Consider the following 23,476-nt stretch of genomic DNA (forward strand, 5'->3'; position numbering starts at 1 on the left):
AGACATGACGGTCGCGGAGTTCCGCGACCGTCTTTCCGAAGAGCCGGTGATCCTATTGCCATTCGGCAGCCAGGAAGAGCAGGGGCCGCATGCGCCGATGGGCGATTATGTCTTGACCGATGCCATTGCGCTGAAGGCTGCCGAGCTTTCGGGCGCAATCAGCGCGCCTTGCGTTCCATTCGGCTATGCCGAATTTTTTCGGCCATTTCCCGGCGGTGTCCAGTTTCGAGCTTCAACTTTCTGCGCGGTGGTTGAAGATTTCGTAGGCGCATTCCTTGACCATGGCGTCGAGCGGCTGATCGTCCTGAACGGCCACTCCACGAATGCTGCACTGATCGATCAGGTACTGCGCAAGATTCGCCGCGAGCGCGGAGTGGCCGTGCCAACGATCAACCTCTGGCGCGCGATCCCTGACAGCCTTTGGCGAGACCTGCATGGCGAAAATGCTGGCAAGGCGCGTGGTCATGGTGGCGATCCGATTACATCTGTCTATGCCTATTTGAAGCCCGACGCGATGAGACCCGATCTGGCGAAGCCTTCCGTTCGGGGCAATGCGTTCGGATTGCCGATTGCGGGAACAGCAGGTGTGACTTTCGAAGAGATGCCCGTGCAACTGCCCGTCGATGCTGACGAAGTGAACGCCGACGGCATGCTTGGTGGCGACCCGGAGCTGTCTTCGCCCGAAATCGGCATGGCAATCTTCGATCATCTGACGACTTACTGCGCGCGGTTTATCGAACACTTCCGCACATGCGATCCGCGCGACATCGACAAGGCCCCGCCGCCATGACAGAGCCATTACTCGCCATCCGGAATCTGTCTGTCGGGCTGCCCGCAGGCTCTGACCGGCCATTCGCGGTCGAGGATCTGTCGCTGACGCTCGAAAAAGGCGAAATCCTCTGCGTCGTCGGCGAAACCGGCTCCGGCAAGTCGCTGTCCGCATTCGCGACCATGGGCCTCTTGCCGACAAACCTGCCCAAGCCGACCGGCGAGGTAGTCTTCGAAGGTCGGAATCTGCTGGCGCTTCCGCCGTCTGAGCGACGGAAACTGGCGGGCAGCCGGTTAGCAATGATCTTTCAGGAACCGGCGGCCGTGCTGAATCCGGTCTACAGGATCGGCGAGCAGGTTGGAGAAACCTTCCAGCTCCACACCGGGCTCAGCAAGGCCGAGATCCGGGAAAAGGTCACCGCGCTGTTCCGGGAGGTTCGCCTTCCGAACCCAGAGGAAATTCTTCGTGCCTACCCGCATCAATTGTCCGGTGGACAATGCCAGCGGGTGATGATCGCAACGGCCCTGGCGCTGGAACCGGCAATTCTCATCGCGGACGAGCCGACTACCGCACTGGACGTCACCACACAGGCGCAGATCCTGCGGCTGATGCTGGACCTTCGCGAGAACCGCGATACCGGTATCCTGTTCATCACCCATGATTTCGGTGTCGTGGCCGAGATCGCTGACCGGGTCGCGGTGATGCGTCATGGTCGGCTGGTCGAGATCGGGCCGGCAGAGCAGGTGCTGAACCATCCTCAGGCGGATTACACGCGAGAATTGCTGGCGGCGGTTCCTAAACTGGACCCGCACGCTTCACGTGAAGGCCTGGGTGAACCGGTGCTGGAAGCGCGCGGAATACGCAAGATTTTCCGGGGGCAGGGTTTCCTTGGCAAAAAGCGGGTGGTCAACGCTGTTGATCAGGTGGATGTCACGCTACGGCGTGGAGAGACCTTGGGTCTTGTGGGCGAAAGCGGTTCGGGGAAGTCGACCCTTGCCCAGTGCGTGATCCGGTTGATCGATCCGGATGATGGCGCGATAACCATCGCCGGCGGCAATTTCGGCGGATTGAAAGGCAATGCGCTGAGAGAAGCGCGCCGGCGCGTGCAGATCGTGTTTCAGGATCCTTACACCGCCCTGGATCCACGACAATCGGTCGGTGACGCAATCGCGGAAGGCCCAGTAATTCATGGGAAAAAAAAGTCGGAAGCTATGACAACGGCGCGGAACCTTCTGGCCGCCGTCGGGCTTGAACCGTCCGCGGCGGATCGTTTCCCGCATGAGTTTTCAGGCGGTCAGCGTCAACGGATTTGCATCGCGCGCGCCCTTGCCTTGGAGCCTCAACTTCTGATTGCCGACGAGTCCGTTTCGGCTCTGGATGTTTCGGTACAGGCTCAGATCCTCGACCTGCTGGCGGACATGCAAAAACGCCACCAGTTCGGAATGCTGTTCATCACACACGATCTTCGTGTCGCCAGCCGGATCTGCGACCGGATCGCGGTGATGCGTCAGGGAAAGATCGTCGAGGAGGGGGAACCTGCGCGTCTCTTCGTCGATCCGCAGCAGGATTACACGAAGGAATTGCTGGCAGCGGTTCCCGGTCGGGATTGGCAGCATGTCGCCAGGGCGGAAAACGGATAGGAAGACATCATGCAGAAGTATCAGATCGGCGAAGAGCCAGAACGGATCGATCCCGCGATTATCGAGGGGTTTACGGGGATCGAGATCGCAACAATCGGGCATTTTCGTCACCGTGGCTTTGTCAACAAGTCGCTTCGACCCATTGCATCTGTCGAAGGCACGATTGCTGGGACTGCAATCACTGTCGCGATCCCGGGCACGGATTCTACTATGCTTCATCATTCGCTTTCCGTGGTTCGGCCCGGCGATGTGGTGGTCATTGACCGGTTAGGCGATGACCGGCATGCCTGTGTTGGGGGTGGAGTAGCCTTTGCAGCCAAGACCGCCGGCGCGATCGCGGTCGTACTCGACGGGCCGTGCACCGATGCCGAGGAGATTATCGAGGTCGGCCTACCGGTCTTCTGCCGCGGTATCTCTCCGATCACGTCACGGCTCAACGATCTGGGCGGCGCGCTGAACAAGCCGGTGTCCTGCGGGAATGTGCCTGTCCTTCCCGGCGACCTCGTATTGCTCGACAATTGCGGAGTGTTGGTTGTGCCGCCCGATGAAATTGATGCGCTGTTGGAGCGCGCGACAACCGTGCAGTCCCGCATGGGACGGAACCGGCCCAGGATCGTTGCAGGGGAAAAACTCGGCGACTTGTCTGGCGCGAGCCGGATGGTCGCGTCGGATCAGTAGCCAATTCGTAGCTTAGGTCCGGGCGTCCGTCCGGGCCTGCTGGTCGGAATAAGCCGTAGCGACATCCAAAACGGCGGGCCGTCGCTCCTCGTCGACGATATTCAACGCCCTTTCCAGGGCCTCCGGCAGGTCAGCTGAGCGTTCCACGCGTTCTCCATACCCGCCGGACGCCTCGACGATGCGTGCATAATCCGGCGACGGATCGATGTAGGTCAGCGGCGCCCGATTGCTGGCTGCCGCTGCTCCATCGGGATACAGGCCCAGTGTAGCCCGTCTGACTGCGGCCCACATCGCGTTGTTCAGTATGATGGTCAGTGTCGGGAGATCCATCGCGCGGGCAACCTGGTGCGCGGGCGTGGGATTGCCGAACATGTAGCTGCCGTCGCCAACAACTGCGATTACCCGGCGTGTCTGATCCGCAAGCTTGACGCCGAGCGACGCTCCAAGTGCCCAGCCGAGCCCGCCCGCGGACGGCGTGGCGAAGAAGCTACCCTGACGGGTGAAATCCATGTGCTGGATGGGAAAGGGTATCTCTACCACGACCCGGTCATCGGGTCTTTGAACTGAGCGCAGGCAGCGGGCTACCCAGATCGGGTTCGATGGACCGTCGGGGGCAGGGTGGGTGAAATCGCACAGCGCGCCATCGGCCCTTGAACGTGCATTTTCCAGGCGTTCCCGGCGCCTGACAAGAACGCCGTCGGGGGTGACGGAGCCGGACAGGTCATTGAGCGCCACTGCCGGATCCCCCGCAATCGTCTCTTCGGCACGGAAATTGCGCATTGGGTAACGGCCAAAAGTCGGCTCGATTCCAAGGTGGATGATTGAGGTGTCTTCGGAAACCACATGGTTGGCAGGGATCCAAGGCACATCACATTCGACGGCGAGAACGAGGTCGGCATCTTTCAGGTATGGGCCGACCTCGACTCCGAGATTGGCGGGATGTGCTGTCGGTAACGCGGCATAACGGGTGCGATAACTAACGACGCCGACCTGCTGGCTTTCAGCGAAGGATTGTAGTGCGTCCCATTCCGCCACGGTCCGGCCCAGGCTGGAGCAGACGAGAATCGGGCGCTCCGCCTTGGCAAGCCTTTCTTTGACGCGCTCCATTGCTGCGGTATTCGGCGCCGCGGGCGCCGCTGCGCTACGAGGGGCACGGCGTGCATCCGGGCGAGCCCCGGCGGCCAGAACTTCGCGCGGAAGCGTCAGGTAAACCGGGCCCTTCGGGTCCGCCATGGCGACCGTCATCGCCCGATCCACGGCGAGTGCGGCCTGTGCGGGGTGGCGCAGTTCATAGTCCCACTTGACGATTTCGCGCAGCATCCCCGCCTGGTCGAACATTTCCTGCCCCCAATGGATAAATGCTGTTCGGCTGCCAGGCTCCCCTTCCTCGAGGATCGGTGTGCGCCCGGCGGCGAGCAACACAGGGATCCGCTCGCGTGACGCATCGATGAGACCGCAGATTGCGTTGGCTGTACCGACATTCACGTGAAGGATGACCGCCTGTGGCCGACCACTTGCCTGGTAGACACCCTGCGCCATGCAGATCGCGACGTTCTCATGCGGAACAGTTACAGGCATCGGCACGGTTGCCCCGCTGATCTCGGCCTGGGCGAAGGCCTCGATCAGCGGCGCGAAGTCAGTGCCGGCATTCCCGAAAACATAGTCAATGCCATTGTCACTGAGTGCCTCAAGAAACGCGCCAGCTGCCAGCGGGTTGTGCGCCATGTGTCTATCTCCGGATAGCAGCGGTTTTCAGTATCGTTGCCGCCAGTCCAGCGCGGCTACACTTACTCTGCCGCCAGTTGCGTGCCGTAAAGAAACCTCTGTGCTTCCTCGAGTACCACTTGCTTGACCAACCCGCATTCCACGGGTGCGCGGTTCCGGCGGATCACGAGGTTTCTGTCGATGGACATTGCAGTTACGGGTGTGATCCGAAACCCCTCTCGACGGTCGGCAGCGGCCATCGAGGACATCGGTACGATGCCGTAGCCGGTGCCGAGCCGAATGTGCGAAAGGATCGTCGAAAGCGTGCCGGCCTCGGCTTCGATGCTCGGAATCAGATCTGCGCGGCGAAACGCTGCATCCATCGCAATTCGCGGTCCGTGGCCCGGATAGTAGGTCACGATCGGCACCTTCGCGAGGGACGCGATGTCGATACTGCCTTGCGTGTCGTTAGGATCTTCAGCAGGCGAGACCAGACACAGATGGTCTTGGCCGAGAGAGATCACGTCGTGATCCGATGTCGCTTTGAAGTCACCCATCAACGCAATGTCCAGGGCGCCGGAATCTACGTGGCGCTTCAGCTGCTCGGTCGTCTGTTCGTGGAAGCGAACGTCGATACTGGTGCTACCGATTTGTTTGAGGCGCCGGGCAACAACCGGAAACAGGTCCTGGGCAAGTGCGTAGGTCGTGCCAATCGCGATGGTCACCTGCGGTTCGTAGCCGGTGTCTTCCCGAAAAATGCGCATGTCTCGCTTGACCCGTTCCAGATCTGTAAGAAGCGAGTGTGTTCTGGTCAGCAGGAACTGCCCGGCTGGCGTCAGTTCGGCTCCAACCGGGCTGCGCCGAAACAGTGGGACGCCAAGTTCGAATTCAAGTGCCTGGATCTTTCGGCTGAGCGCCGGCTGACCGATGCACAAATCCTTGGCCGCCTTCCGGAACGTACCGGCATTGGCAACTCCGACGAATCCTTCGAGATGATCAAGCTTCATGCGTCCCATCTTGGCTTACTGACCGTCCCCGGTCCCGATGGCACCATGATAGCCTAATTGGGCGAAGACAGAGAGCTGCACTTGCCCGCCGCCGCACGGTCGGAACGACACTTGCATCAGTTCCAGATCGCGAAACCCATGCCGCAGCCCGTTCCCGCCTCCGAGCGGTAGCAGGGAATGTAGTCCTGCCATTCTGTTTCGAGATGCTCGCACGCGCCGGCGACAACGATCCAGTTACGTATCTCCGACGTTCCGGAGTTGATCAGGTTTGGATCAATAGAACTCAGTGCCGCCGCATCCTTGTTCTTGCAGGCGTCCATCACCATACGGTCGAGTTGTTCGTCGACGACGAAATGCGTTAGTCCGCCGGAACCCAAAATGCCGACCCTCGCATCGCTGTTCCAAGACCGGACGGCCTTGGCTATTTCCTGGCCGAGCTTGTAGCATCGGGCTGGGCGCGGCTGGTTCGGAGGGAAATATGTGTTCAGCGCCACCGGTACGATCGGAACGATGCTTTTGGTCATAAGGCGCTGGTGAACATATCCGAACGCGTGCCCTTCGCCGTGGGGGTCGGACAGACGGTTAGCCTGGGCGATGTCGAACTCCGCATCCATCAGAGTGTCGATCATGTGCGCGGCAAGTTCATGCGCGACGGGATACTCGATGGGGCCATCCTTGGTATGGAACTGGGATCTTGCCCGTTTCCAGAACTCCGGAGCGTCCGGCAGGTTCAGCGGATTGTTCACGATGGTTTCGCCACGATAAATCAGGATCGCCGGCATGTTGTCGTCGCTGTACTGCTCGTTCTGATCGTCTCCGATGATGATCAGCGCATCGAGCTTTGCCGCATGGATTGCCTCGTCCAGGTACTCGATATCGCGGGTACAAGCCGCGGCGCGTTCCTCCAAGACCTCGGGAGTGATCTGATCCTTGATCGATGGATCCGCCTTTGTCAGGAGTTCGGCATAGGTGGACTTGTTGCCCTCTTTGTCCAGCAATGGCCGGTCCACATCTTTTTCGGCATGCTTGGCGTAATCTTCCGCCGGGCTGTTCAGAAGCGGGCTGTGCGACGCACCGATACCCATGACAATTTCAGCCATTTGAATCCTCCCTAGCTGTCACCCCGTCCGTAGGGCGGATACCCGAACGACCCGAAGTCATAGCGTCCTTGCCAGCAGGGCGGACGCTTGTTGTTGCGCCAAAGACTTCAACAAGCACATCGGGGCGGCAAGGAAAAACCGGGACAAAAGCGATACCGTTTCGTCATCACCTGCTTCGCGGAGGCTCTATCGATAAGATGACGGCTGCTAACGATGATGCCCAAAAAGCATTAGCTGCAACATCGCTCCATCATTACCGTTCAATCATGCGTCGCGGTGATCCGGCCGGCGCAATTCGTCTGTCAAAATAGCGGAACCAAAGCGGACGGACGTCAAAAGGGAGGAAATCATGAAACTCGTACGCAGGACTGTTCTTGCGGCGTCCTTGGGGCTTGGCGCATTGGCGGCAATCCCTGCGGCGGCGCAGGAAGACTATCCGACGAAAGCAATCAACGTGATCGTACCATTCGGGGCCGGCGGTGGCTTTGACCAGATGGTACGTGCTTTGCAACCCGTTCTGGAAGAGAAGCTCGGGGTACCGCTGGCGATACGCAATACGCCCGGCGCAGGGGGGCGCAGGGGGTCGATAGAACTCATGCGATCCGACAATGATGGTTATACCATCGGTCTCAGCTACTTCGTTCCATTCCTCACCGATGAATGTGTGCTGAGTAAGGAACCCGCCATCGATATCCACGAGTTCGACGTGATCTACCGCACGACGCACGACTCGCACTTTCTTATCGTCAAGGCGGACAGCGATATCGAAACGCTTGAAGGCATGGCCGGTTCGGACGGGCCGGTACGGTTCTCGACCACCGGTATCGGGTCATCGGCCTGGGTCGGCGGCAATGTGCTCGGTTCTCTGACCGGCTTCGAGCCGGCCTTTGTTGGCGGATACAAAACGTTGGGCGAGGCGAACCTGGCCGTGGCTCGTGGCGATGTTGATGCATCCATAGGGGGAATCCCGCACTTCGGCGGAATGCGTGACGATGTCCGCCCCCTGGTCTATCTCGGCGGCGAGCGGAACCCGGAATACCCGGACGTGCCGACGGCGGCGGAGCTTGGTTATCCAGACACGGCGCTCCTGGGCGGCATCCACATTTTCTCGGCTCCTCCCGGAACGGACGAAGCCAAACTGGAAACCTTGCGAGAGGCGTTCCGTGCGGCCGTCGAGGATGACGGTTTCAAGGAGTGGGCGAAGGCCAATACCACTCAGATCACACCTGGCGAGCCTGCGGATGCCTATGAGCAGGCCGATGCGATCTGTAGCCTTTACAAGGGCTTGGACCTCGACGTCGAGGGGTAGGCGCTCTGACAAGCCGATCTGCCGGGTAAGGAATAATCCGGCAGATCCCGACTGTGCATTCGGGTAGCAAAACGGAAAACAGGCCCACATGCTGGAAGCAATGACGGCCGCCCTGGCGCGGCTTGCGGCTCTTGATGCCGTCAGCACTATCCTCATCGGAACCATGATCGGTGTGACCTTTGGCGCGTTGCCCGGGCTGGGCAGCGTGATTGCACTGGCACTGGTTCTTCCCTTTACCTTCGGTATGGATCCGATGCTGGCCATGCTGCTCTACGCCGGCATCATGTCGAGCGTCACCTTTGGCGGCTCGGTTCCCGCCATCCTGCTCAATACGCCGGGGACGCCACCGAATGCCGCTACCTGTTTCGACGGTTACCCGATGGCGCGCCGAGGGGAGGGGGCACGTGCCCTGGCCATTTCGTCCGCGTCCTGTTTTGCAGGGTCGCTTGGAGGCGTGATTGTTACCCTGGCGCTGCTTCCCGTCGTCAAGCCAATCGTCTACGCCTTCGGCCCACCCGAGTTCTTCTGGCTGGTCGCTTTCGGTATGGTGATGATCGCATTTGCGGCGCGGGGCAACATGATCAAGGGGCTCGCCGGCGGTGGCATCGGCATAATGATCTCGCTGGTCGGATATGACGATATGACCGGTAGCTTCCGGTTCACCTATGGCAGCGACTACCTGTGGGATGGGCTGCCGCTGGTGACATTCGTCACCGGTCTCTTCGCCATCAGCGAACTGATCGCCTATGCCAGCCGCGGCGGTTCGACCGTAGCCGACAGCGTGGATATGGCCGGTGTGAAGTGGACGCGGCAGGTCGCCCAGGGGGTCCGCGATGTGGCCATACGCCCGGCACAAACGATGCGGGCCGCTGCCATTGGCGCTGGCGTCGGAATCATTCCCGGTCTGGGCGGCGGTGTCGCATCTTTCATGTCATACATCATCGGGATGCAGCGAAGTCGGGACGAGAGCTACGGCAAGGGCAGCCCGGAAGGAATAATCGCCAGTGAAACCGCGAACGATGCCAAGGATGGCGGCGCACTGCTGCCGACCGTCGCGTTCGGCATCCCGGGTAGCCCAGATACCGCGATCCTGCTGGGTGCATTCATCCTGCATGGCTTACAGCCGGGGCCGACCCTGCTGCGCGAGCACATGGACATTGTCTGCCTTCTTCTGTTCGGCATCTTCGTCAGCCAGATAGCCACAAGCGCATTTGGTCTCGTGTCTTCGCCGTTGCTGGCGCGTATCAGCGTGATCCGCAGCCGTTGGCTGGCACCGTTCGTCCTGAGCCTTGTGGTGGTCGGGACATTCATGCTGAACCAGAACATACTGGATTCCGGCGCGGCCGTTCTCGTGGGCATTATGGGTTACGTTCTGCGGCGGTTCGGCTTTCCGCTCATCACGATTGCGATCGGTTTCATACTGGGTCCGCTGCTTGAGACATCCTTTCTTCAGTCGATGCTGATCTCGCAGAGCGGGTTCGGCGTATTCTGGTCTTCGCCAATCGCGTTGGTGCTGATGGTCTGCACTCTGAGTGCGCTTTTCGGTCCGTTCATTGCGGATGCTGTACGTCGAACGCGTCGTGGCGATCCATCCAAAAAGGCCCAGAACAACACGGCAGGGAGGGTCGGCAGATGACAGAGCAGCGACCTGAAATCGGCAAGGTGATCGTCGACGCCGTTCTGGCTGTCATAATTCTGGTAGCAGTTGTCGACGCGCAGGGTTTGCCTCAACAAGCACGAATGATGCCAACGGTCGTCGGCATCGCGACGCTTGTGTTTCTGACTTTGGGCATCGCCGCAGAACTGTTTCCCAAGCATGCAGAGTTTCTTAAGCCGCGTACCCCACGGTCGGACGACCGAAATCAGATGCAGGCAGAACAGCCAGCGGAGTGGGGGGCGGCACTGCGGGTCATCAGCTACGTCCTGCTGTTCTGGGTGCTGATCTTTTTCTTCGGCTTCTACGTAGTGCCGCCGGTTCTGGTCGCACTTTATCTGGGGTTCGAGGGCGGCGTTCGCTGGCGCTTCGCGATTCCGCTCGCGATCCTGGCGACTTTGCTGACTTTGGCAGGATTGGCAGTGCTTCGCGTACAACCATGGATCGGCGCCGGACCAGAGCTCATCGACGGGTATGTCGGCGGTGCCGTTATGCCGTTGTTCTGACCTTTGACTGGAGATCAGACTGATGCTGAAAGTCGATGCCTTCACTCATATCTGGCCGGCACGCTATCATCGGGCGCTTGCAGATGTGACGGGTGCGATGACCGACATCACACGGCGATCCGAGGCGCAGCCGATGATGGTCGACCTCGACGAACGGTTCCGGGTGATGGACCTTTATGACGAGTATCGGCAGATCCTGTCGCTGGGTTCGCCGCCGCTGGAACTTGTCGCAAGATCAGATCAGGCGTTGGAACTCGCCCGGGTCGGAACTGAGGCAATGGCGGAGCTTTGCACAAAGTATCCAGACCGGTTCCCGGGATTTATCCCGACGCTGCCAATGGGGGCCGGTATCGAGGCGATATTAGATGCGGCACGCCATGCCATACAGGATGCAGGCGCTCTCGGAGTTCAGCTTTACACCCATGTTTCGGGCCGTCCTCTAGACGACCCGGAATTTGTACCGCTTTTCGACTATATGGCCGAGGTCGATCGCCCCATTTGGTTGCATCCCGCGCGCAGCGCGAAAATGACGGACTACGCCACCGAGGACAGATCCAAGTACGAGATATGGTGGACTTTCGGGTGGCCATACGAAACCTCTGCTGCAATGGCGCGGCTGGTCTATTCGAGAATTTTCGACCGACATCCTGGCCTCAAGATAATCACGCATCACGCTGGAGGAATGGTTCCGTTCTTTGAAGGGCGTGTTGGGCCGGGCAACGATGTTCTCGGCGCGCGGACATCCGACGAGGATTATGCGGCCTTACGCGCGGAGCTTCAGCACCGACCACTGGACTATTTCCGCATGTTTTATGCCGATACGGCCACCTTCGGTGCAGCAGGTTCCATCAGACTGGCAGCGGAGTTTTTCGGATACGACAAGATGGTTTTTGCGTCCGACGCACCGTTCGACCCGGAGGGCGGCCGAATGTTCATCCGGGAAACCATCCGCGCCATCGAAGAAATGGACATATCGGATGATGTCCGGGCATCTTTGTACCATGGAAACCTGGCGCGGATGACAGGCAGAGATTTCCTGAAAGTCTGATCCTGGCCTGAATGATCGCTTCAGCGACGCGAGGGGACAACCGGTCGCGTCTACCCCGCGGACAATTCAATCGACATAACGCGTCACCGCCGGGCCGTGCGAGTTTTCCCGATCTTGCCCCCGCCAACGGCACGGCCTAGCCTCATCCGAGTCTGGTGAGCATACACCGAACCGAAACTTGAGAGGGCAAAGGGCTTTGGCGCTCTAGTTTCACTCATGAACATCCGCAGTGGGGTTCTAAAAGGATCCGCCATTCAATCCGAACCCAGTTAGGAGCACCAAATGGCGCTCGCAGCGACCCAAGTGAGTGACACCAAATCAGAAAGCGCCGTGGCCAAGACCGCAAGCTCAGAGCTGATTGCCTGTCCGAACTGCGACTGGCTTTACCAGGCGCGCATTCCCGAAGAAGGCGGACGCGCCGTATGCAAACGGTGTCATACGGTGCTTATCACAACGCGCCAGGAGGCCGGAATTAGGATTCTGGCGCTCGGCCTCGCGATCACGATCCTGGTTGCTGCAGCCGTTTTCTTTCCGTTCCTGCAGATCAGCGCGGCTGGTATAGGAAACCGGGCATCGCTACTGGATATCGCCACAAGCTTCCGGTCCGGCGCGCTGGTGTTGGTTTCGGCAGCGACGGTCATGCTTATTGTCCTTGTTCCTTTAGTACGGACGCTATTGCTCTGCTACGTGCTTGGCCCCATCGTTTTCGGCCGGAGGCCCGCACCCCACGCTCGGATCGCCTTTCGCACGGCCCAGGAATTGAAGCCATGGGCGATGACGGAGGTATTCGCAATCGGCTGCGCCGTGGCGCTCGCAAAGGTGACGGATCTGGCGCGACTGGAATTCGGACCGGCCTTCTGGATGTTCGCGCTTCTGTCGGTGTTCGTGGTCATTCACGACGCTTACGTCTGTTCCTGGTCAATCTGGAAGTCGCTGGAGGACGCAGAATGACTACGGCGAAGGAAGCTGGGCTTGTCGCATGCCGAAGTTGTGCAAGTGTCTGGCCCGTCGCCCAGGAACACTGCGACCGCTGCGGTGCGCGGCTTGTCTCGCGCCATGAGACATCCCTGCAGCAAGTCATGGCTTGGTGGGCGGCGGGCCTGATCTGCTACATCCCCGCAAACATGTACCCGATGCTTGTTACAGAAACGCTGACCTCGACCCAGCGCAATACCATTGTCGGCGGTGCGTTCGAAATCGCACATCACGGCGAATACGGGATCGCAGCCATCGTTCTGATCGCGAGCGTGCTGATCCCTATCAGCAAGTTCATGGCCATCGCCTACCTTTGCCTGTCGGTGCATCGGCATTCCGCGCAAAGTGCACTTGGTCGGCAACGACTGTACGAAGTCATCGAGTTTGTCGGGCGATGGTCAATGATCGATGTTTTCGTGGTGGCCATCCTCAGTTCATTGGTGCAATTGTCGGTGGTCGCGTCGATCCATCCGGGACCGGCATCGCTGACCTTTGCCCTGTCGGTCATATTCACGATGCTGTCGGCGAGGTCGTTCGACACGCGCCTGATCTGGGATAGATCTGATTGCAACAACAATGAACTGACCGAAGCAGCATGAGCAATACGCCAGACCACGATACGGCCCCGGAAGAGGTGCCGATCGAGACAAAACGACACCGGCGACTGCCAAGGTTCTCGCTCGTCTGGCTCGTGCCACTGCTCGCGTTGGCGGTAGCGCTCGGTGTTGCATGGCAAAACTATGCGGATAGGGGACCCTTGATCGAGGTTTCTTTCCGGAATGCAGAGGGCGTCCTGTCCGGAGAGACAGAGCTACGCCACCGCGATATTGCCGTGGGATATGTCGAGGATGTCGGGTTTGGCGAAAACCTTGAAACGGTCATTGTCTCGATCCGTGTCGACAAGGAAATGGCACGGTTCGTCGACGCAGATGCGAGTTTCTGGGTCGTACGGCCAAGGGTCAGTGCGCAAGGGGTCTCCGGCCTGGATACGGTTTTGTCCGGCGTATACATCGAAGGCGCTTGGGACGGGACTCCGGGTGAACCACAATCGAAATTCGATGGCCTCGCGGACGCACCATTGCTCGAGGTTGGGCAGGGCGGCACGGTATTTCACTTGTTCTCGGATACTAGCCTGCCAACCGGCAATCCACCTATCATCTTTCGGGGTGTTGAAATCGGGCGCATTGGCGCTGCCGAGGTATCGGAAGACGGACTGACCGTCGAAGCCGAGGCAGTGATATTCGAACCCTTCGAGCGGCTGGTTACCTCATCTACCCGCTTCTGGGATATCTCAGGCTTCAGTTTTTCACTCGACGCGGCTGGCGCGCGGCTGGATATCACCTCGCTGGCATCCCTCATCACCGGAGGCGTGACCTTCGAAACCATGGCGTCCGGTGGCGAGCCTTTGAATAAGGATTCCGTTTTCGAGCTTCACCGCGACGAGAAGACTGCCCGAGAGGATTATTTCATCGAGGGCGACGGCACCGCTGTCGACTTCATGATGGTATTCGATGAAAACCTTTCCGGCCTTTCGGCGGGCGCCCCGGTACAAATCGGCGGTCTCCGCGTTGGTGAGGTTGCGACAATTTCGGGGATCGTCGATGAGGACAGGTTTGGCGACGGCGACGTCCGGCTGCTAGCGACGCTAAGGCTGAACCCGGGACGTATTGGCCTCGACGCAGATGCTGGAGAGGAAGGGTTGCTCGACTACCTTGATGAAAGGGTCGCCAATGGTTTGCGCGGGCAATTGCGAAACGCGTCACTTCTGACAGGTGGCCTTCGGATCGACTTGGTTGAGGTACCCGACGCGGCGCCTGCAAGCATTGACCGAAACGCCGATCCGTTTCCCCAGATCCCGACCGCGCCGGCCGAAGTCAGGAACGTTGCCGCCAGTGCGCAGGGTTTACTGCAAAGGGTAGATGACCTTCCGGTGGAGGAACTGCTGGAGTCCGCCATAGCGTTCCTTGACGAGTCACGCAGTCTTGTTGGTAGCGAAGCGCTTCAGGCAGCACCGGACGAGTTGCGCGCCACGCTCGAAGCTGTACGGGCGGTGGCGGAAAGTGACGAGATCAGTGCCATCCCCGGCCAGATTTCAACCCTTGCAGAAGGGCTGCAAAGCGCCGCGGACAGGTTGAACTCGCTACTTGAAGACTTCCAGGAGCAGGCGATCATCGCCTCGGTGTCCGAACTGATCGACAGCGTGGATTCGGCCGTCGGTACATTTCCTGGCCTGGCAGCGCAGGCGAGCGCGATCCTGAGCGATGCCGAGAAAGTTTCCCTAGAAACGCTTGCCGACCGCGCGAACGAGCTTCTGGCGAGTGTTGAAGCGGTGATCGATCAGGACAGCACGCGCGATCTGCCAGAACAGGTGAGTGCTGCATTGGTCGAGCTAAAGGGCACTCTGAGCGATCTGCGTGAGGGCAACCTGATCTCAAACGCAAATGCGACTTTCGCTTCGGCCCGGGATGCGGCGGACGCCCTCGCAGAAGCGAGCGCGTCGCTGCCTGACCTGGCCGAACGCCTGAGCGGTGTTGCCAGTCAGGCGGGTTCGGCCTTTGCATCCTACGACCGCGACAGTGAATTCAATCGTGACCTTCGCGCCGCAATCCGACAAATCGAGTCGGCCGCCGGCGCTATCGACCGGCTTGCGCGGCAATTGCAGCGCGACCCAAGTTCCCTGATCACCGGAAGATGATATGACCCTCGCAGCCTTAGTTCGTCACCTCCCTACAATGTTCGTCCTGCTGTTCGTTGCCGGATGTGGCGGAGAGGTGGAGAGCCGGTATGGAGAACCAGTCAGACCAGGATCTGCCAGCGCCCCTGGCGAGAGAGTCTACACAGCCTACCACAGCATAGAAGTCGTGGCGGTGACGATGCCGAGCTATGCCGCGAACGAGGAAATCTATGTAAAATCCACCAGTGGCGCGATATCACCGCTCGGGCCGCTCTGGACCGATCTTCCGGAACGGGCGGTCACGCTTCAACTGGCCCGTGACCTCCGCACGGTGACTGGGGCTCTGGCAGCTCCTGAACCGTGGCCATTCGTCGAGCCGGCGGACGCAAGGGTCGATGTTCGTATAGAGGAGTTCCTTGCAGTTCCGACAGGCAGCTTTCGGATGTCGGGGCAGTTCTTCGTAGCGCCCGAAGTTGAGGGCAGGAACAGGTCCGGGCAGTTCAGCATAGACGCGCCCCTTACCGGTGACGGTGGTCCGGCCGAAATCGCCCGCGCACGCAGCCGCGCCGTGAGCAAGCTGGCCGTCGAGATCGCTCGGAATGGCTTGCGGTGAGCCCGAAGGCCGGTGCCAATCCCTGAGGTAGCGATGGTCAATATGCAGAGGGCTTAAGCGTGTGCGGCAGGGTCAGCCTTGGCTTTCACCTTTGAACAGCGCGATCACCGGGTTCACAACGGAACTAACAGCCAACATCAGAACTAGGCCGAGGCAGAACCCCAGGACGCCACTGATTGTGGCTGAGACGATCCACTCCACTGTACCCTCCAAAGACGGGATAGTATGGCCTGCTGCAAGCGCGATTTCGTGGACCGTATGCCCGGGTTCCGCGACACCCATCTCCTCCAGCCCATGGATGATGATCGACCCGCCAACCCATAGCATTGCCGCCGTTCCGACAATTACCAGAAGTCGCATGAACGTCGGCATCCCACGAACAATACCTCGCCCGAGCGAGCGGCCGAAACTAGTGCGCCCTTCCGCAGCGAGGTGTAGTCCCAGATCGTCAGCCTTCACGATCAGTGCCACCGCTCCGTAGACGGCAACCGTGATGATGATCCCGGCCACTGCGAGCGCGCCGGCCGTCATGGCAAAACTCAGCTCCGGCAGGGCCGATAGTGTGATTGTCATGATCTCGGCCGAAAGGATGAAGTCGGTCTTTATCGCACCGGAGACCTTCTTTTCCTCCAGATGCGCGTCCGAGAGTTTCTCTTGGTAAAGCTCTTCAGTGTGATGATCCGAAGGGTTGAGCCAGTGCCAGACCTTTTCGGCGCCCTCGAAGCACAGGTACGCGCCCCCCAGCATCAGAAGGGGAGCTATCGCCCAAGGAGCAAAAACCGACAGCAGCAACGCGGCCGGCAGAAGGATGACCAGTTTGTTGAATATGGAGCCGCGCGCGATCTTCCAGACAATGGGAAGCTCTCGGTCGGCGGAAAAGCCGTGGACATATTTGGGCGCGACTGCGGCGTCGTCGATAACGGCGCCGGCCGCTTTGGAAGATGCCTTGACCGCCTGGGCGACCACGTCGTCGACGGAGGCGGCAGCCACCTTTGCGATGGCTGCTACGTCGTCGAGAAGTGCGAGAAGTCCGCTCATATCCGGTCCCTGAAATGTATGGTTGACAGTAGACTAGTTCATCGGTCGCACCTGGCAACGACCACACAGGTGGGGAACGACAATTAGGTCGTGGCCTCTCACCCGCTGGCGCTGAGCGACCTTCGGAACAGAGTAAGACTGATCACGAGATAGGCCGATCCCAGGCCCAGCAATCTCAACAAGTCCCCGCAGACAAGGGTCAGATCAGCTCCACGGAAAACGATTGCGTGCGAGAAGGACAGGAAATGCCGCGAAGGGAACAACCAGGTGAACTGGCGTACGCCGTTGGGCTGGCTCTCTACAGGCGACATGCCGCCGGACAGCATCATCATCGGCAATACGACCAGCAGCATCAGCAATGCGAACTGCGCCATACTGCGCGCCACAATGCCAAGCAGAATGCCGATAGACGCCTGGGCGAACAGGAATGCGGCGGCACCGAACATGAGCAGTCCGCGTGAGCCGGCGACGGGCACGCCAAGGAGCCCTTCGACCACCAAGGTAAGGGATCCCGAAAATGCGACCAGGATGATCAGGCCATTGGCCCAAATTTTCGCAAGCGCAACCTCGGTCGCGGTTAGCGGCATCACCAGAAGATGCTCAATGGTACCGTGCTCGCGTTCACGGATCAGAGCTGCGCCGACCAGGATGATCGTGACCAAAGACAGGAAATCCAGGACGGCGGAAATTGCCTGGAACCAGCGCTGCGTGCCATTTGGATTGAAGGCTCTACGAGTTTGTAAGGCGACCGGTGAATCGGAAGATGCTCCGTCGCTCTGAAGGAAGTCCGTAATTTCCGCGGCGACAATACTTTGGATGTAACCATCGCCAAGCCCGGCCTGCATCATGGCCGTGGCATCAACATCGAGATAAAGGGTCGGTTGCCATCCTCGCCGGAGATCACGCTCGAAGTTCGGTGGGAATGACAGGACGAAAAGATATCGTCCGTCTGCCATCGCACCAGTCACGTCATCGGCTTCTATGTAATCCGGCCGCTGGAAATTTGGCGGGAAAAAGGCGTTGGCGATCCGCCTGCTTACAAGGCTGTTATCTTCGTCGACTATGGCGAGGGACGCATTGTTGACGTTCTCGGTGACGGCGCTGGCCTGAAGATAGACCATCCCGGAAAACATGAAGAGGATCAGGAACACCATCATCGGGTCCGTCAGCACCGCCCGAAGTTCCTTTGTGCCCAGCCAGAATATGTGCCTGACCCACTTCATCTCAGGCGGCCTGCTTGCGCAACAACAGATAGGCCGGCAGCATGAACGCCGGAACGAAAGCGACCAGTGCCAGAAGACTTGGCAACATCTCTTCCCAGCCGAGCCCCTTTGTAAAGGCTCCGGTGCTCAGGTGGACAAAGTAGGAGGCCGGCCAGAACGTCCCGATCGCCTGGCCCGCATCCGATAAGGTCGAGATCGGCTGGATCAGGCCGGAAAACTGTACCGACGGCATCATCGACAGGATCGAGGCGGCGAAGACGGCGGCGACCTGCGTCTTTACCGCTGCGGAAATCATCAGCCCGTATGCCGTCGCGACGATGGCATAGAACAAGGCACCGATCGCAAATGGCAGGAAATCCCCGGTCATCGGCACACCCAGAACAAGCACCACCACGAGCATGAGCAGTGCGAAGTTCACCATTGTGACGGCAATGTAGGGCAACTGCTTGCCCAGCAGGAATTCCAGCTTCGTGGTCGGTGTGACGTAGAAGTTTGTGATCGTGCCGATCTCCCTCTCGCGCGCGACGCTCAGTGCCATCAGGATCGCCGGGATCAGCAACAACATGATCGGAGGAACTGCCGGTCCAATCGCATTCAGGCTCTCGAAAGTCGGATTGTAGCGATAGCGGCTCTCGAAGCCGTAGGTGCTCAGTTCATCCGGATCGAATCCCTGGCCGCGCAGAAGGTCCTGCAGGTACTGTGCATGTGCCCCGGTCACGTAGGACTCAACGGTACCAGCGCGTTGCGTGTTTGCGCCGTCGATGTTTGCGGCGACATCGACGGTCCTGTCGTCACGAACATCCCGCCCAAACCCGCGTGGAATCTCTACTCCTACGCTGATGTTGCCGCTACGCAACCTGCTCATGAGATCGTCATGCGAGGCAAGCTGCGCCGACTCCGTGAAATAGGAAGACGCAAAGAACGCATCCATGTAAGCCCGGCTTTCCGGCGTCTGATCCTCATCCAATACGGCTGTGGTGATATTATCGACGTCCATCGAGATACCCATGGCAATCACGAGCAGCAGAAAGACGGATCCCAGCGAAGCGAAAGCGACCCTGATCGGATCCCGACTAAGGTCTTTCATCTCCCGATATGAGATCGCCAGGAGCCGGCCGATCGAGAAACCACTGGCTTTTGATCCGGCGTGTTGCGCAGCATTGCCGAGCAGTAAATCCGCGCTCTCGGGCTGTTCGGACCCGCCCTGTTTCGCAATTGCATCCTCGATGTAGTGAATAAAGGTCTCTTCTAGCCGGCCGCTTTCGCTTTGGTCCGCAAGGCGCTTCGGCTCATCATAGACCAGCACTTGGCCGGCATGCATCAGGGAGATCCGATCGCAGCGCAGGGCTTCGTTCATGAAATGTGTGGAGATGAATATCGTTACCTTCTTCTCGCGCGAAAGATGGACCAGCAGATCCCAGAACTGGTCCCGCGCGACCGGGTCGACACCGGATGTGGGTTCGTCGAGGATCAGCACTTCGGGCTCGTGCAGGACCGCCACGGCCAGGGACAGGCGCTGCCGCATACCGAGCGGAAGGTCTCCGGATTTTTCGTTTCGGATCGGCGCGAGGTCGAACAACTCGACCACCTCCTCGATCCGCCGCTTGGCGTGGTCTCGAGGCAGGTCGAACAAACGGGCGTGCAGCGCGAGGTTCTGTTGCACCGTCAGTTCACCGTAGAGCGAGAATGCCTGACTCATGAAGCCCACACGTTTGCGGGTCGCGATGTCCGAAGCATCGACAGGCCGACCCATCAATTCCGCTTCGCCTTCGGTGATCGGCAACAATCCGGTGAGCATCTTCATGGTTGTCGTCTTGCCGCAGCCGTTGGAGCCAAGAAAACCGAAAATCTCGCCGGGTCTGATCTCGAAACTGACATCCCGCAAGGCGGTGAAATCGCCGAAACGCTTCGTCAGACCTCGTGCAACGATCGCCGGCGCTTCTCCGTCAGCGACGAGCGGCGGGATATCCAGTTCGACACCACTACCGCGCCGATTTTCCGGTAACAAACGTACGAACGCGGTCTCCAGGTCAGCGGCGTCCGTCTTGTGGCGCAATTCTTCGGGCGTACCGGTATCGAGGATCCGGCCATCTGCCATTGCCACGAGCCAATCGAAGCCATCTGCCTCGTCCATGTAGGCCGTCGAGACCAGTACAGACATGTTCGGCCGGCCCTTTCGGATATCGGCAATCAGATCCCAGAACTGCCCGCGAGAAAGCGGATCGACGCCGGTCGTCGGCTCATCGAGGATAAGCAGATCCGGGTCGTGCAGAAGTGAGCAGCACAGGCCCAGCTTCTGTTTCATACCACCGGAAAGCTTACCCGCCGGTCGGTCAAGAAAGGGAAGAAGTCCAGTCGCTCGGGTCAGCCGCTCGATTTGCGCTGCGCGATCCGCAGTGTCGAGCGCGAAGAGGCGGCCGAAGAAGTCGAGATTCTCGCGCACGCTCAGCGAGTGGTAAAGGTTCTTGCCCAGCCCCTGCGGCATGTAGGCCAACCGCGGTCCCAGGACCCGGCGGTGAGATGCGCTGCGGATGTCTCCGCCCAACACTTCCAGCTCGCCGCTCTGCAGCTTCCGAGCGCCGGCGATCAAGTCGAGCAGTGTCGATTTTCCCACTCCGTCCGGACCCAGTATGCCTACCATCAGGCCTGCCGGTACGTCGAGCGTCACACCCTGCAGCGCGACCGTCGTACCGTAGTGCTGGCTGACGCCCGATGCGCGGACGATGCTGTCGCGCACGGCGGAGACGTCACTCATCCAGGCTTTCCGTCAGGGCGTCGAAATCGGGCACCTGCAAATCGTCGGGCCAGGGCGAGGGGGCGCCGCTGGTTGCCAGCCGCACATATGCTACGCCGCGAATGCCGGTTCGCACGATATCTATGAACCGTTCGACAAGTTCCTGCGGCACCCGGACACGGACACGGAAAACAAGGTTCTCTCGCTCTTCAGCTGTCTCCACGGTCTTGGGCGTGAATTGGGACACGGGCGAAACAAAGGTCACAGTTGCAGGAATGGCGGCGTCCGGCAGTAGGTCCAGCCGTATCCGCGCCTCGGCACCGACAGCGACGCGATGCGCCTGTGTCGCCGGAAGAAAGAACTCCAGAAACACTTGCGACATGTCCACCAGGGTCAGAACTCGGGACCCGGCGGAAACCACCTCGCCGGGCTCGGCCAGACGATACAGGACGCGACCGTAAACGGGTGAGAGAAGCTCGGTATCGTCCAGGTTGGAGCGGATCTGGTCGACGACCGCTCGGGAGGCATCGACCGCACTTTCGTTCGCCCGCATCGTTGCCTCCGCTGCCGCGAGATTAGCCGTCGCCACTTCTACATCGGTGCGCCTTGTGTCGAGAGTCTGCAGAGTGGCGGTGCCACGGTCGGTCAGGGTCTCGGTGCGGGTCAGTTCCTCACGTGCCAACGCCAGTTGAGCTTCCGCCTGCTTGATCGACGCCTGCGCAGCCGCCACCTGTGCAAGCCCGGCATCGACTTCGGCCTCTGCCTGGGCCAGCTGTGCCGCCAATGTGTCGGCATTGATGGTGACGAGTAGATCGTCGACATCCACCAAGTCACCTTCAAGCACCTCTATCGAGGCAACTCGGCCCGCGATCAGTGAAGAGACGTCAACCTGCACGGCTTCGACCCGCCCATTGCCCGATGCGATGTCTTCCGGAAGGGTTGACGCTTGGCTTTGGCGGTATGCCAAATAGCCCACGGCAATGACAGCGATGGCCACCAGTACGAGGATCGATTTCTTCATCCAAATACCCACCAAGCTCTTGAATGTCCTGATAGGTGAGCCGTGATGGTGTTTCAACCTGGATCGGGTGCGAGAAACGGGCAGCAACCAATATTCGCCGATTTCAGCCAATCGACCGAAACTGGCACACGAGCCTTACGGCGTGGCGGATACCTGAGAAAACCGGAACGCAGCTGGCGATTGACAGTATTACTGATGGTTGGCTCCGGCGGTAGGGATCGAACCTACGACCAATTGATTAACAGGCAATTGTGTCACATGGACTTTTTTTGTTAATAGGCAGTGCATTAGAACGAATATCAAGTTGAAAAGATTCACCCCTTATTCACCCCTTCACCCCCTTGTCAAAAGCCCAAAAACCTGTCTTCGGACCTGCATGTGACATTTTATAGGGTCATCCTTTCCATAAGTTCCTGCCCGTCATCTTCGAAGAGATGCCCGTAAACGTCCAAGGTAAAGGATGCCTTGGTGTGGCCCATGTACTTCTGAAGCTGCTTTAGGTTTGCGCCACGGCGCACCAGCCATGACGCGAAGTGATGTCGGAAAGCGTGAAACTGGCGGTCGCGGTGGACTTTCACATAGCGCGCATTCGAACCAGACGCAGCCAGCAAGTCGGCTTGGTCTTTGAGTGGATCAAGAAGCCTCGGATAGAGCGTCGGTAGGCTAATCGGGTGGTCGGTCTTGGTCCCGAAAAGAAGCTCACGGTTGTGCGTTTGAATGTAGGCTTCCAGCGTGTCGCGTAGGGCAGGGTGGAGGGGCACCCATCTATAACTGGCGGTAGCCTTGACGTTGTTACTTCCCTTACCCTCTGGCGCGCTCTGGCGGATGTATATGCGCCCCTCCTGAGGCGCGTAATCCTGTCGGCGAAATGCACGAGCTTCGCTGATACGAGCGCCACTATAGACCAGAAGGTGAAGCATCGGTCGATATCGCGCCCATGTGCGCCGCGTCTGCTTGTTATCGTCCTGTGCCAGTGCATCCGCTGCCGCCAGCATCGTAAAGACTTCATCCGGGGAGTAATATTTCCTTTCGGACGCCTCTTTCTCCGCCTGTTTCTCGGCGCGGGAGCGAGACTCCATTAATGGCTTATCTGGCACGTGTTCGATGTATCCGTTTGCTTGGGCATACGACAGGACGGCCCGGAACAGCCGCAGTGCCTCATCGCGAGTACGGGGCGACATGCCCGTTTCCTTGCAGCCGAGAAAGATAAGCTTGTAGTCGTCGCTTGTGATGTTGCGGACCAATTTCCGACCAACCCGCAGAATGACGTGCTCTTCTAGGATCGAACGGTACGCGCGCAGTGTGACTGGTTCCTTTGGTTCAATACCCGGCTCTGGAAACTCTAGGTGGTGCAGATAGGCTGCGGCGGCTTCCCTGAATGCAATCTTGTTGTCGAGAAAGATTGGATTCACCTTTCGGCGCTTACGTGGTGCGGCCACTTCCCGCTCAGCCCGGAAATTCTGTGCCTCCCATCGGTTCGCAAAACTGCGCTGCCGCATCTTTCCGGTTTCGTCTTTCCATCGAACGCCATAGCGAGCTTCGCCTTTCGGCGTCGGTTTTAGTGAGATCAGCTTGGCCACAAGTCACCCCAGAATCAATTGGTCGGGGGCAGCCTAGAGCGGGTGTCTGGCGATGTGAAGGCGCGCGTCATGCGGCACCTTGAAGCGATGTCCTGTGTTTCCTAGTTTACCATTGGCCGCGAATCGCGCCCCTTATCCGATTTCTGATCCGTTTGCAACCACTATGTATTGACAGTACACGCTGGGTACGATACTGTACCGCT

At 59.4% G+C, this 23,476-nt stretch carries 19 protein-coding genes; 11 read left to right on the forward strand and 8 right to left on the reverse strand.

The features are described from left to right. The first annotated feature begins 4 nt into the window (after positions 1-4). From HCO70_RS08085 to HCO70_RS08095, 3 genes are read left to right on the forward strand one after another with little or no spacing between them, the layout of a single operon-like run. Complete coding sequence (locus HCO70_RS08085; protein WP_172296219.1) at positions 5-790, forward strand: creatininase family protein; 786 nt, start codon at positions 5-7, stop codon at positions 788-790. Continuing rightward, positions 787-2,409, forward strand: a complete 1,623-nt coding sequence (locus HCO70_RS08090) for an ABC transporter ATP-binding protein (RefSeq protein WP_172294769.1) — start codon at positions 787-789, stop codon at positions 2,407-2,409. Before HCO70_RS08085 ends, HCO70_RS08090 begins: the two co-directional genes overlap by 4 nt. A gap of 9 nt (positions 2,410-2,418) precedes the next feature. Beyond that, complete coding sequence (locus HCO70_RS08095) at positions 2,419-3,087, forward strand: RraA family protein (protein ID WP_172294771.1); 669 nt, start codon at positions 2,419-2,421, stop codon at positions 3,085-3,087. A 12-nt stretch (positions 3,088-3,099) separates the two neighbouring features. On the opposite strand, the gene HCO70_RS08100 is transcribed toward HCO70_RS08095, so the two are convergent. From HCO70_RS08100 to HCO70_RS08110, 3 genes are all read right to left on the reverse strand, one after another. After that, complete coding sequence (locus HCO70_RS08100; protein ID WP_172294773.1) at positions 3,100-4,812, reverse strand: thiamine pyrophosphate-requiring protein; 1,713 nt, start codon at positions 4,810-4,812, stop codon at positions 3,100-3,102. Positions 4,813-4,874: 62 nt separating this feature from the next. After that, the gene (locus tag HCO70_RS08105; protein WP_172294775.1) at positions 4,875-5,798 is read right to left on the reverse strand and encodes a LysR family transcriptional regulator; all 924 of its coding nucleotides are present in this window, start codon (positions 5,796-5,798) and stop codon (positions 4,875-4,877) included. A 116-nt stretch (positions 5,799-5,914) separates the two neighbouring features. Continuing rightward, positions 5,915-6,898 carry an extradiol ring-cleavage dioxygenase gene (locus HCO70_RS08110; protein ID WP_172294777.1) on the reverse strand — a complete coding sequence of 328 codons (984 nt, stop codon included), beginning with the start codon at positions 6,896-6,898 and terminating at the stop codon, positions 5,915-5,917. A 349-nt stretch (positions 6,899-7,247) separates the two neighbouring features. Here HCO70_RS08110 and HCO70_RS08115 point away from each other — a divergent pair, with 349 nt between their 5' ends. From HCO70_RS08115 to HCO70_RS08150, 8 genes are all read left to right on the forward strand, one after another. Next, positions 7,248-8,207, forward strand: a complete 960-nt coding sequence (locus HCO70_RS08115; protein ID WP_172294779.1) for a tripartite tricarboxylate transporter substrate binding protein — start codon at positions 7,248-7,250, stop codon at positions 8,205-8,207. An 88-nt stretch (positions 8,208-8,295) separates the two neighbouring features. Then, positions 8,296-9,843, forward strand: coding sequence for a tripartite tricarboxylate transporter permease (locus HCO70_RS08120; protein WP_172294781.1), 1,548 nt, complete (start codon positions 8,296-8,298; stop codon positions 9,841-9,843). Then, positions 9,840-10,367 carry a tripartite tricarboxylate transporter TctB family protein gene (locus tag HCO70_RS08125; RefSeq protein WP_172294783.1) on the forward strand — a complete coding sequence of 176 codons (528 nt, stop codon included), beginning with the start codon at positions 9,840-9,842 and terminating at the stop codon, positions 10,365-10,367. The genes HCO70_RS08120 and HCO70_RS08125 overlap by 4 nt, the downstream gene beginning before the upstream one ends. A gap of 22 nt (positions 10,368-10,389) precedes the next feature. After that, complete coding sequence (locus HCO70_RS08130) at positions 10,390-11,415, forward strand: amidohydrolase family protein (protein WP_172294785.1); 1,026 nt, start codon at positions 10,390-10,392, stop codon at positions 11,413-11,415. Between the two features lie 282 nt (positions 11,416-11,697). After that, on the forward strand, positions 11,698-12,366 hold the full coding sequence (locus HCO70_RS08135; protein WP_172294787.1) for a paraquat-inducible protein A: 669 nt from the start codon (positions 11,698-11,700) through the stop codon (positions 12,364-12,366). Continuing rightward, positions 12,363-12,989: a paraquat-inducible protein A gene (locus HCO70_RS08140; protein WP_172294789.1), complete on the forward strand. Its 627-nt coding sequence runs from the start codon at positions 12,363-12,365 to the stop codon at positions 12,987-12,989. The genes HCO70_RS08135 and HCO70_RS08140 overlap by 4 nt, the downstream gene beginning before the upstream one ends. Further along, complete coding sequence (locus HCO70_RS08145; RefSeq protein ID WP_172294791.1) at positions 12,986-15,085, forward strand: intermembrane transport protein PqiB; 2,100 nt, start codon at positions 12,986-12,988, stop codon at positions 15,083-15,085. Before HCO70_RS08140 ends, HCO70_RS08145 begins: the two co-directional genes overlap by 4 nt. 37 nt (positions 15,086-15,122) lie before the next feature. Beyond that, positions 15,123-15,677 carry a membrane integrity-associated transporter subunit PqiC gene (locus HCO70_RS08150; protein ID WP_216665301.1) on the forward strand — a complete coding sequence of 185 codons (555 nt, stop codon included), beginning with the start codon at positions 15,123-15,125 and terminating at the stop codon, positions 15,675-15,677. 72 nt (positions 15,678-15,749) lie between these two features. Here the strand turns inward: HCO70_RS08150 and HCO70_RS08155 are convergent, their stop codons facing one another. From HCO70_RS08155 to HCO70_RS08175, 5 genes are all read right to left on the reverse strand, one after another. Beyond that, positions 15,750-16,715, reverse strand: a complete 966-nt coding sequence (locus HCO70_RS08155) for a DUF808 domain-containing protein (protein WP_172294795.1) — start codon at positions 16,713-16,715, stop codon at positions 15,750-15,752. A gap of 98 nt (positions 16,716-16,813) precedes the next feature. Beyond that, on the reverse strand, positions 16,814-17,887 hold the full coding sequence (locus tag HCO70_RS08160) for an ABC transporter permease (RefSeq protein WP_371742172.1): 1,074 nt from the start codon (positions 17,885-17,887) through the stop codon (positions 16,814-16,816). Positions 17,888-17,939: 52 nt separating this feature from the next. Next, complete coding sequence (gene rbbA, locus HCO70_RS08165) at positions 17,940-20,693, reverse strand: ribosome-associated ATPase/putative transporter RbbA (RefSeq protein ID WP_172294799.1); 2,754 nt, start codon at positions 20,691-20,693, stop codon at positions 17,940-17,942. Beyond that, positions 20,686-21,693 carry an HlyD family secretion protein gene (locus HCO70_RS08170; RefSeq protein WP_172294801.1) on the reverse strand — a complete coding sequence of 336 codons (1,008 nt, stop codon included), beginning with the start codon at positions 21,691-21,693 and terminating at the stop codon, positions 20,686-20,688. Before HCO70_RS08170 ends, rbbA begins: the two co-directional genes overlap by 8 nt. A 386-nt stretch (positions 21,694-22,079) precedes the next feature. Then, complete coding sequence (locus HCO70_RS08175; RefSeq protein WP_172294803.1) at positions 22,080-23,273, reverse strand: site-specific integrase; 1,194 nt, start codon at positions 23,271-23,273, stop codon at positions 22,080-22,082. Positions 23,274-23,476 lie beyond the last annotated feature (203 nt).

The organism is Pseudoruegeria sp. HB172150, assembly GCF_013184805.1.
Classification (GTDB): domain Bacteria; phylum Pseudomonadota; class Alphaproteobacteria; order Rhodobacterales; family Rhodobacteraceae; genus Psychromarinibacter.

Bases quoted from the DNA above. Each gene is read 5' to 3' on its own strand.
- HCO70_RS08115 (WP_172294779.1), top strand. From the start codon at position 7,248: ATGAAACTCGTACGCAGGACTGTTCTTGCGGCGTCCTTGGGGCTTGGC.
- HCO70_RS08150 (WP_216665301.1), top strand. From the start codon at position 15,123: ATGTTCGTCCTGCTGTTCGTTGCCGGATGTGGCGGAGAGGTGGAGAGC.
- HCO70_RS08135 (WP_172294787.1), top strand. From the start codon at position 11,698: ATGGCGCTCGCAGCGACCCAAGTGAGTGACACCAAATCAGAAAGCGCC.
- HCO70_RS08095 (WP_172294771.1), top strand. From the start codon at position 2,419: ATGCAGAAGTATCAGATCGGCGAAGAGCCAGAACGGATCGATCCCGCG.
- HCO70_RS08130 (WP_172294785.1), top strand. From the start codon at position 10,390: ATGCTGAAAGTCGATGCCTTCACTCATATCTGGCCGGCACGCTATCAT.
- HCO70_RS08140 (WP_172294789.1), top strand. From the start codon at position 12,363: ATGACTACGGCGAAGGAAGCTGGGCTTGTCGCATGCCGAAGTTGTGCA.
- HCO70_RS08120 (WP_172294781.1), top strand. From the start codon at position 8,296: ATGCTGGAAGCAATGACGGCCGCCCTGGCGCGGCTTGCGGCTCTTGAT.
- HCO70_RS08090 (WP_172294769.1), top strand. From the start codon at position 787: ATGACAGAGCCATTACTCGCCATCCGGAATCTGTCTGTCGGGCTGCCC.
- HCO70_RS08100 (WP_172294773.1), bottom strand. From the start codon at position 4,812: ATGGCGCACAACCCGCTGGCAGCTGGCGCGTTTCTTGAGGCACTCAGT.
- rbbA (WP_172294799.1), bottom strand. From the start codon at position 20,693: ATGAGTGACGTCTCCGCCGTGCGCGACAGCATCGTCCGCGCATCGGGC.
- HCO70_RS08145 (WP_172294791.1), top strand. From the start codon at position 12,986: ATGAGCAATACGCCAGACCACGATACGGCCCCGGAAGAGGTGCCGATC.
- HCO70_RS08155 (WP_172294795.1), bottom strand. From the start codon at position 16,715: ATGAGCGGACTTCTCGCACTTCTCGACGACGTAGCAGCCATCGCAAAG.
- HCO70_RS08085 (WP_172296219.1), top strand. From the start codon at position 5: ATGACGGTCGCGGAGTTCCGCGACCGTCTTTCCGAAGAGCCGGTGATC.
- HCO70_RS08105 (WP_172294775.1), bottom strand. From the start codon at position 5,798: ATGAAGCTTGATCATCTCGAAGGATTCGTCGGAGTTGCCAATGCCGGT.
- HCO70_RS08110 (WP_172294777.1), bottom strand. From the start codon at position 6,898: ATGGCTGAAATTGTCATGGGTATCGGTGCGTCGCACAGCCCGCTTCTG.
- HCO70_RS08170 (WP_172294801.1), bottom strand. From the start codon at position 21,693: ATGAAGAAATCGATCCTCGTACTGGTGGCCATCGCTGTCATTGCCGTG.
- HCO70_RS08125 (WP_172294783.1), top strand. From the start codon at position 9,840: ATGACAGAGCAGCGACCTGAAATCGGCAAGGTGATCGTCGACGCCGTT.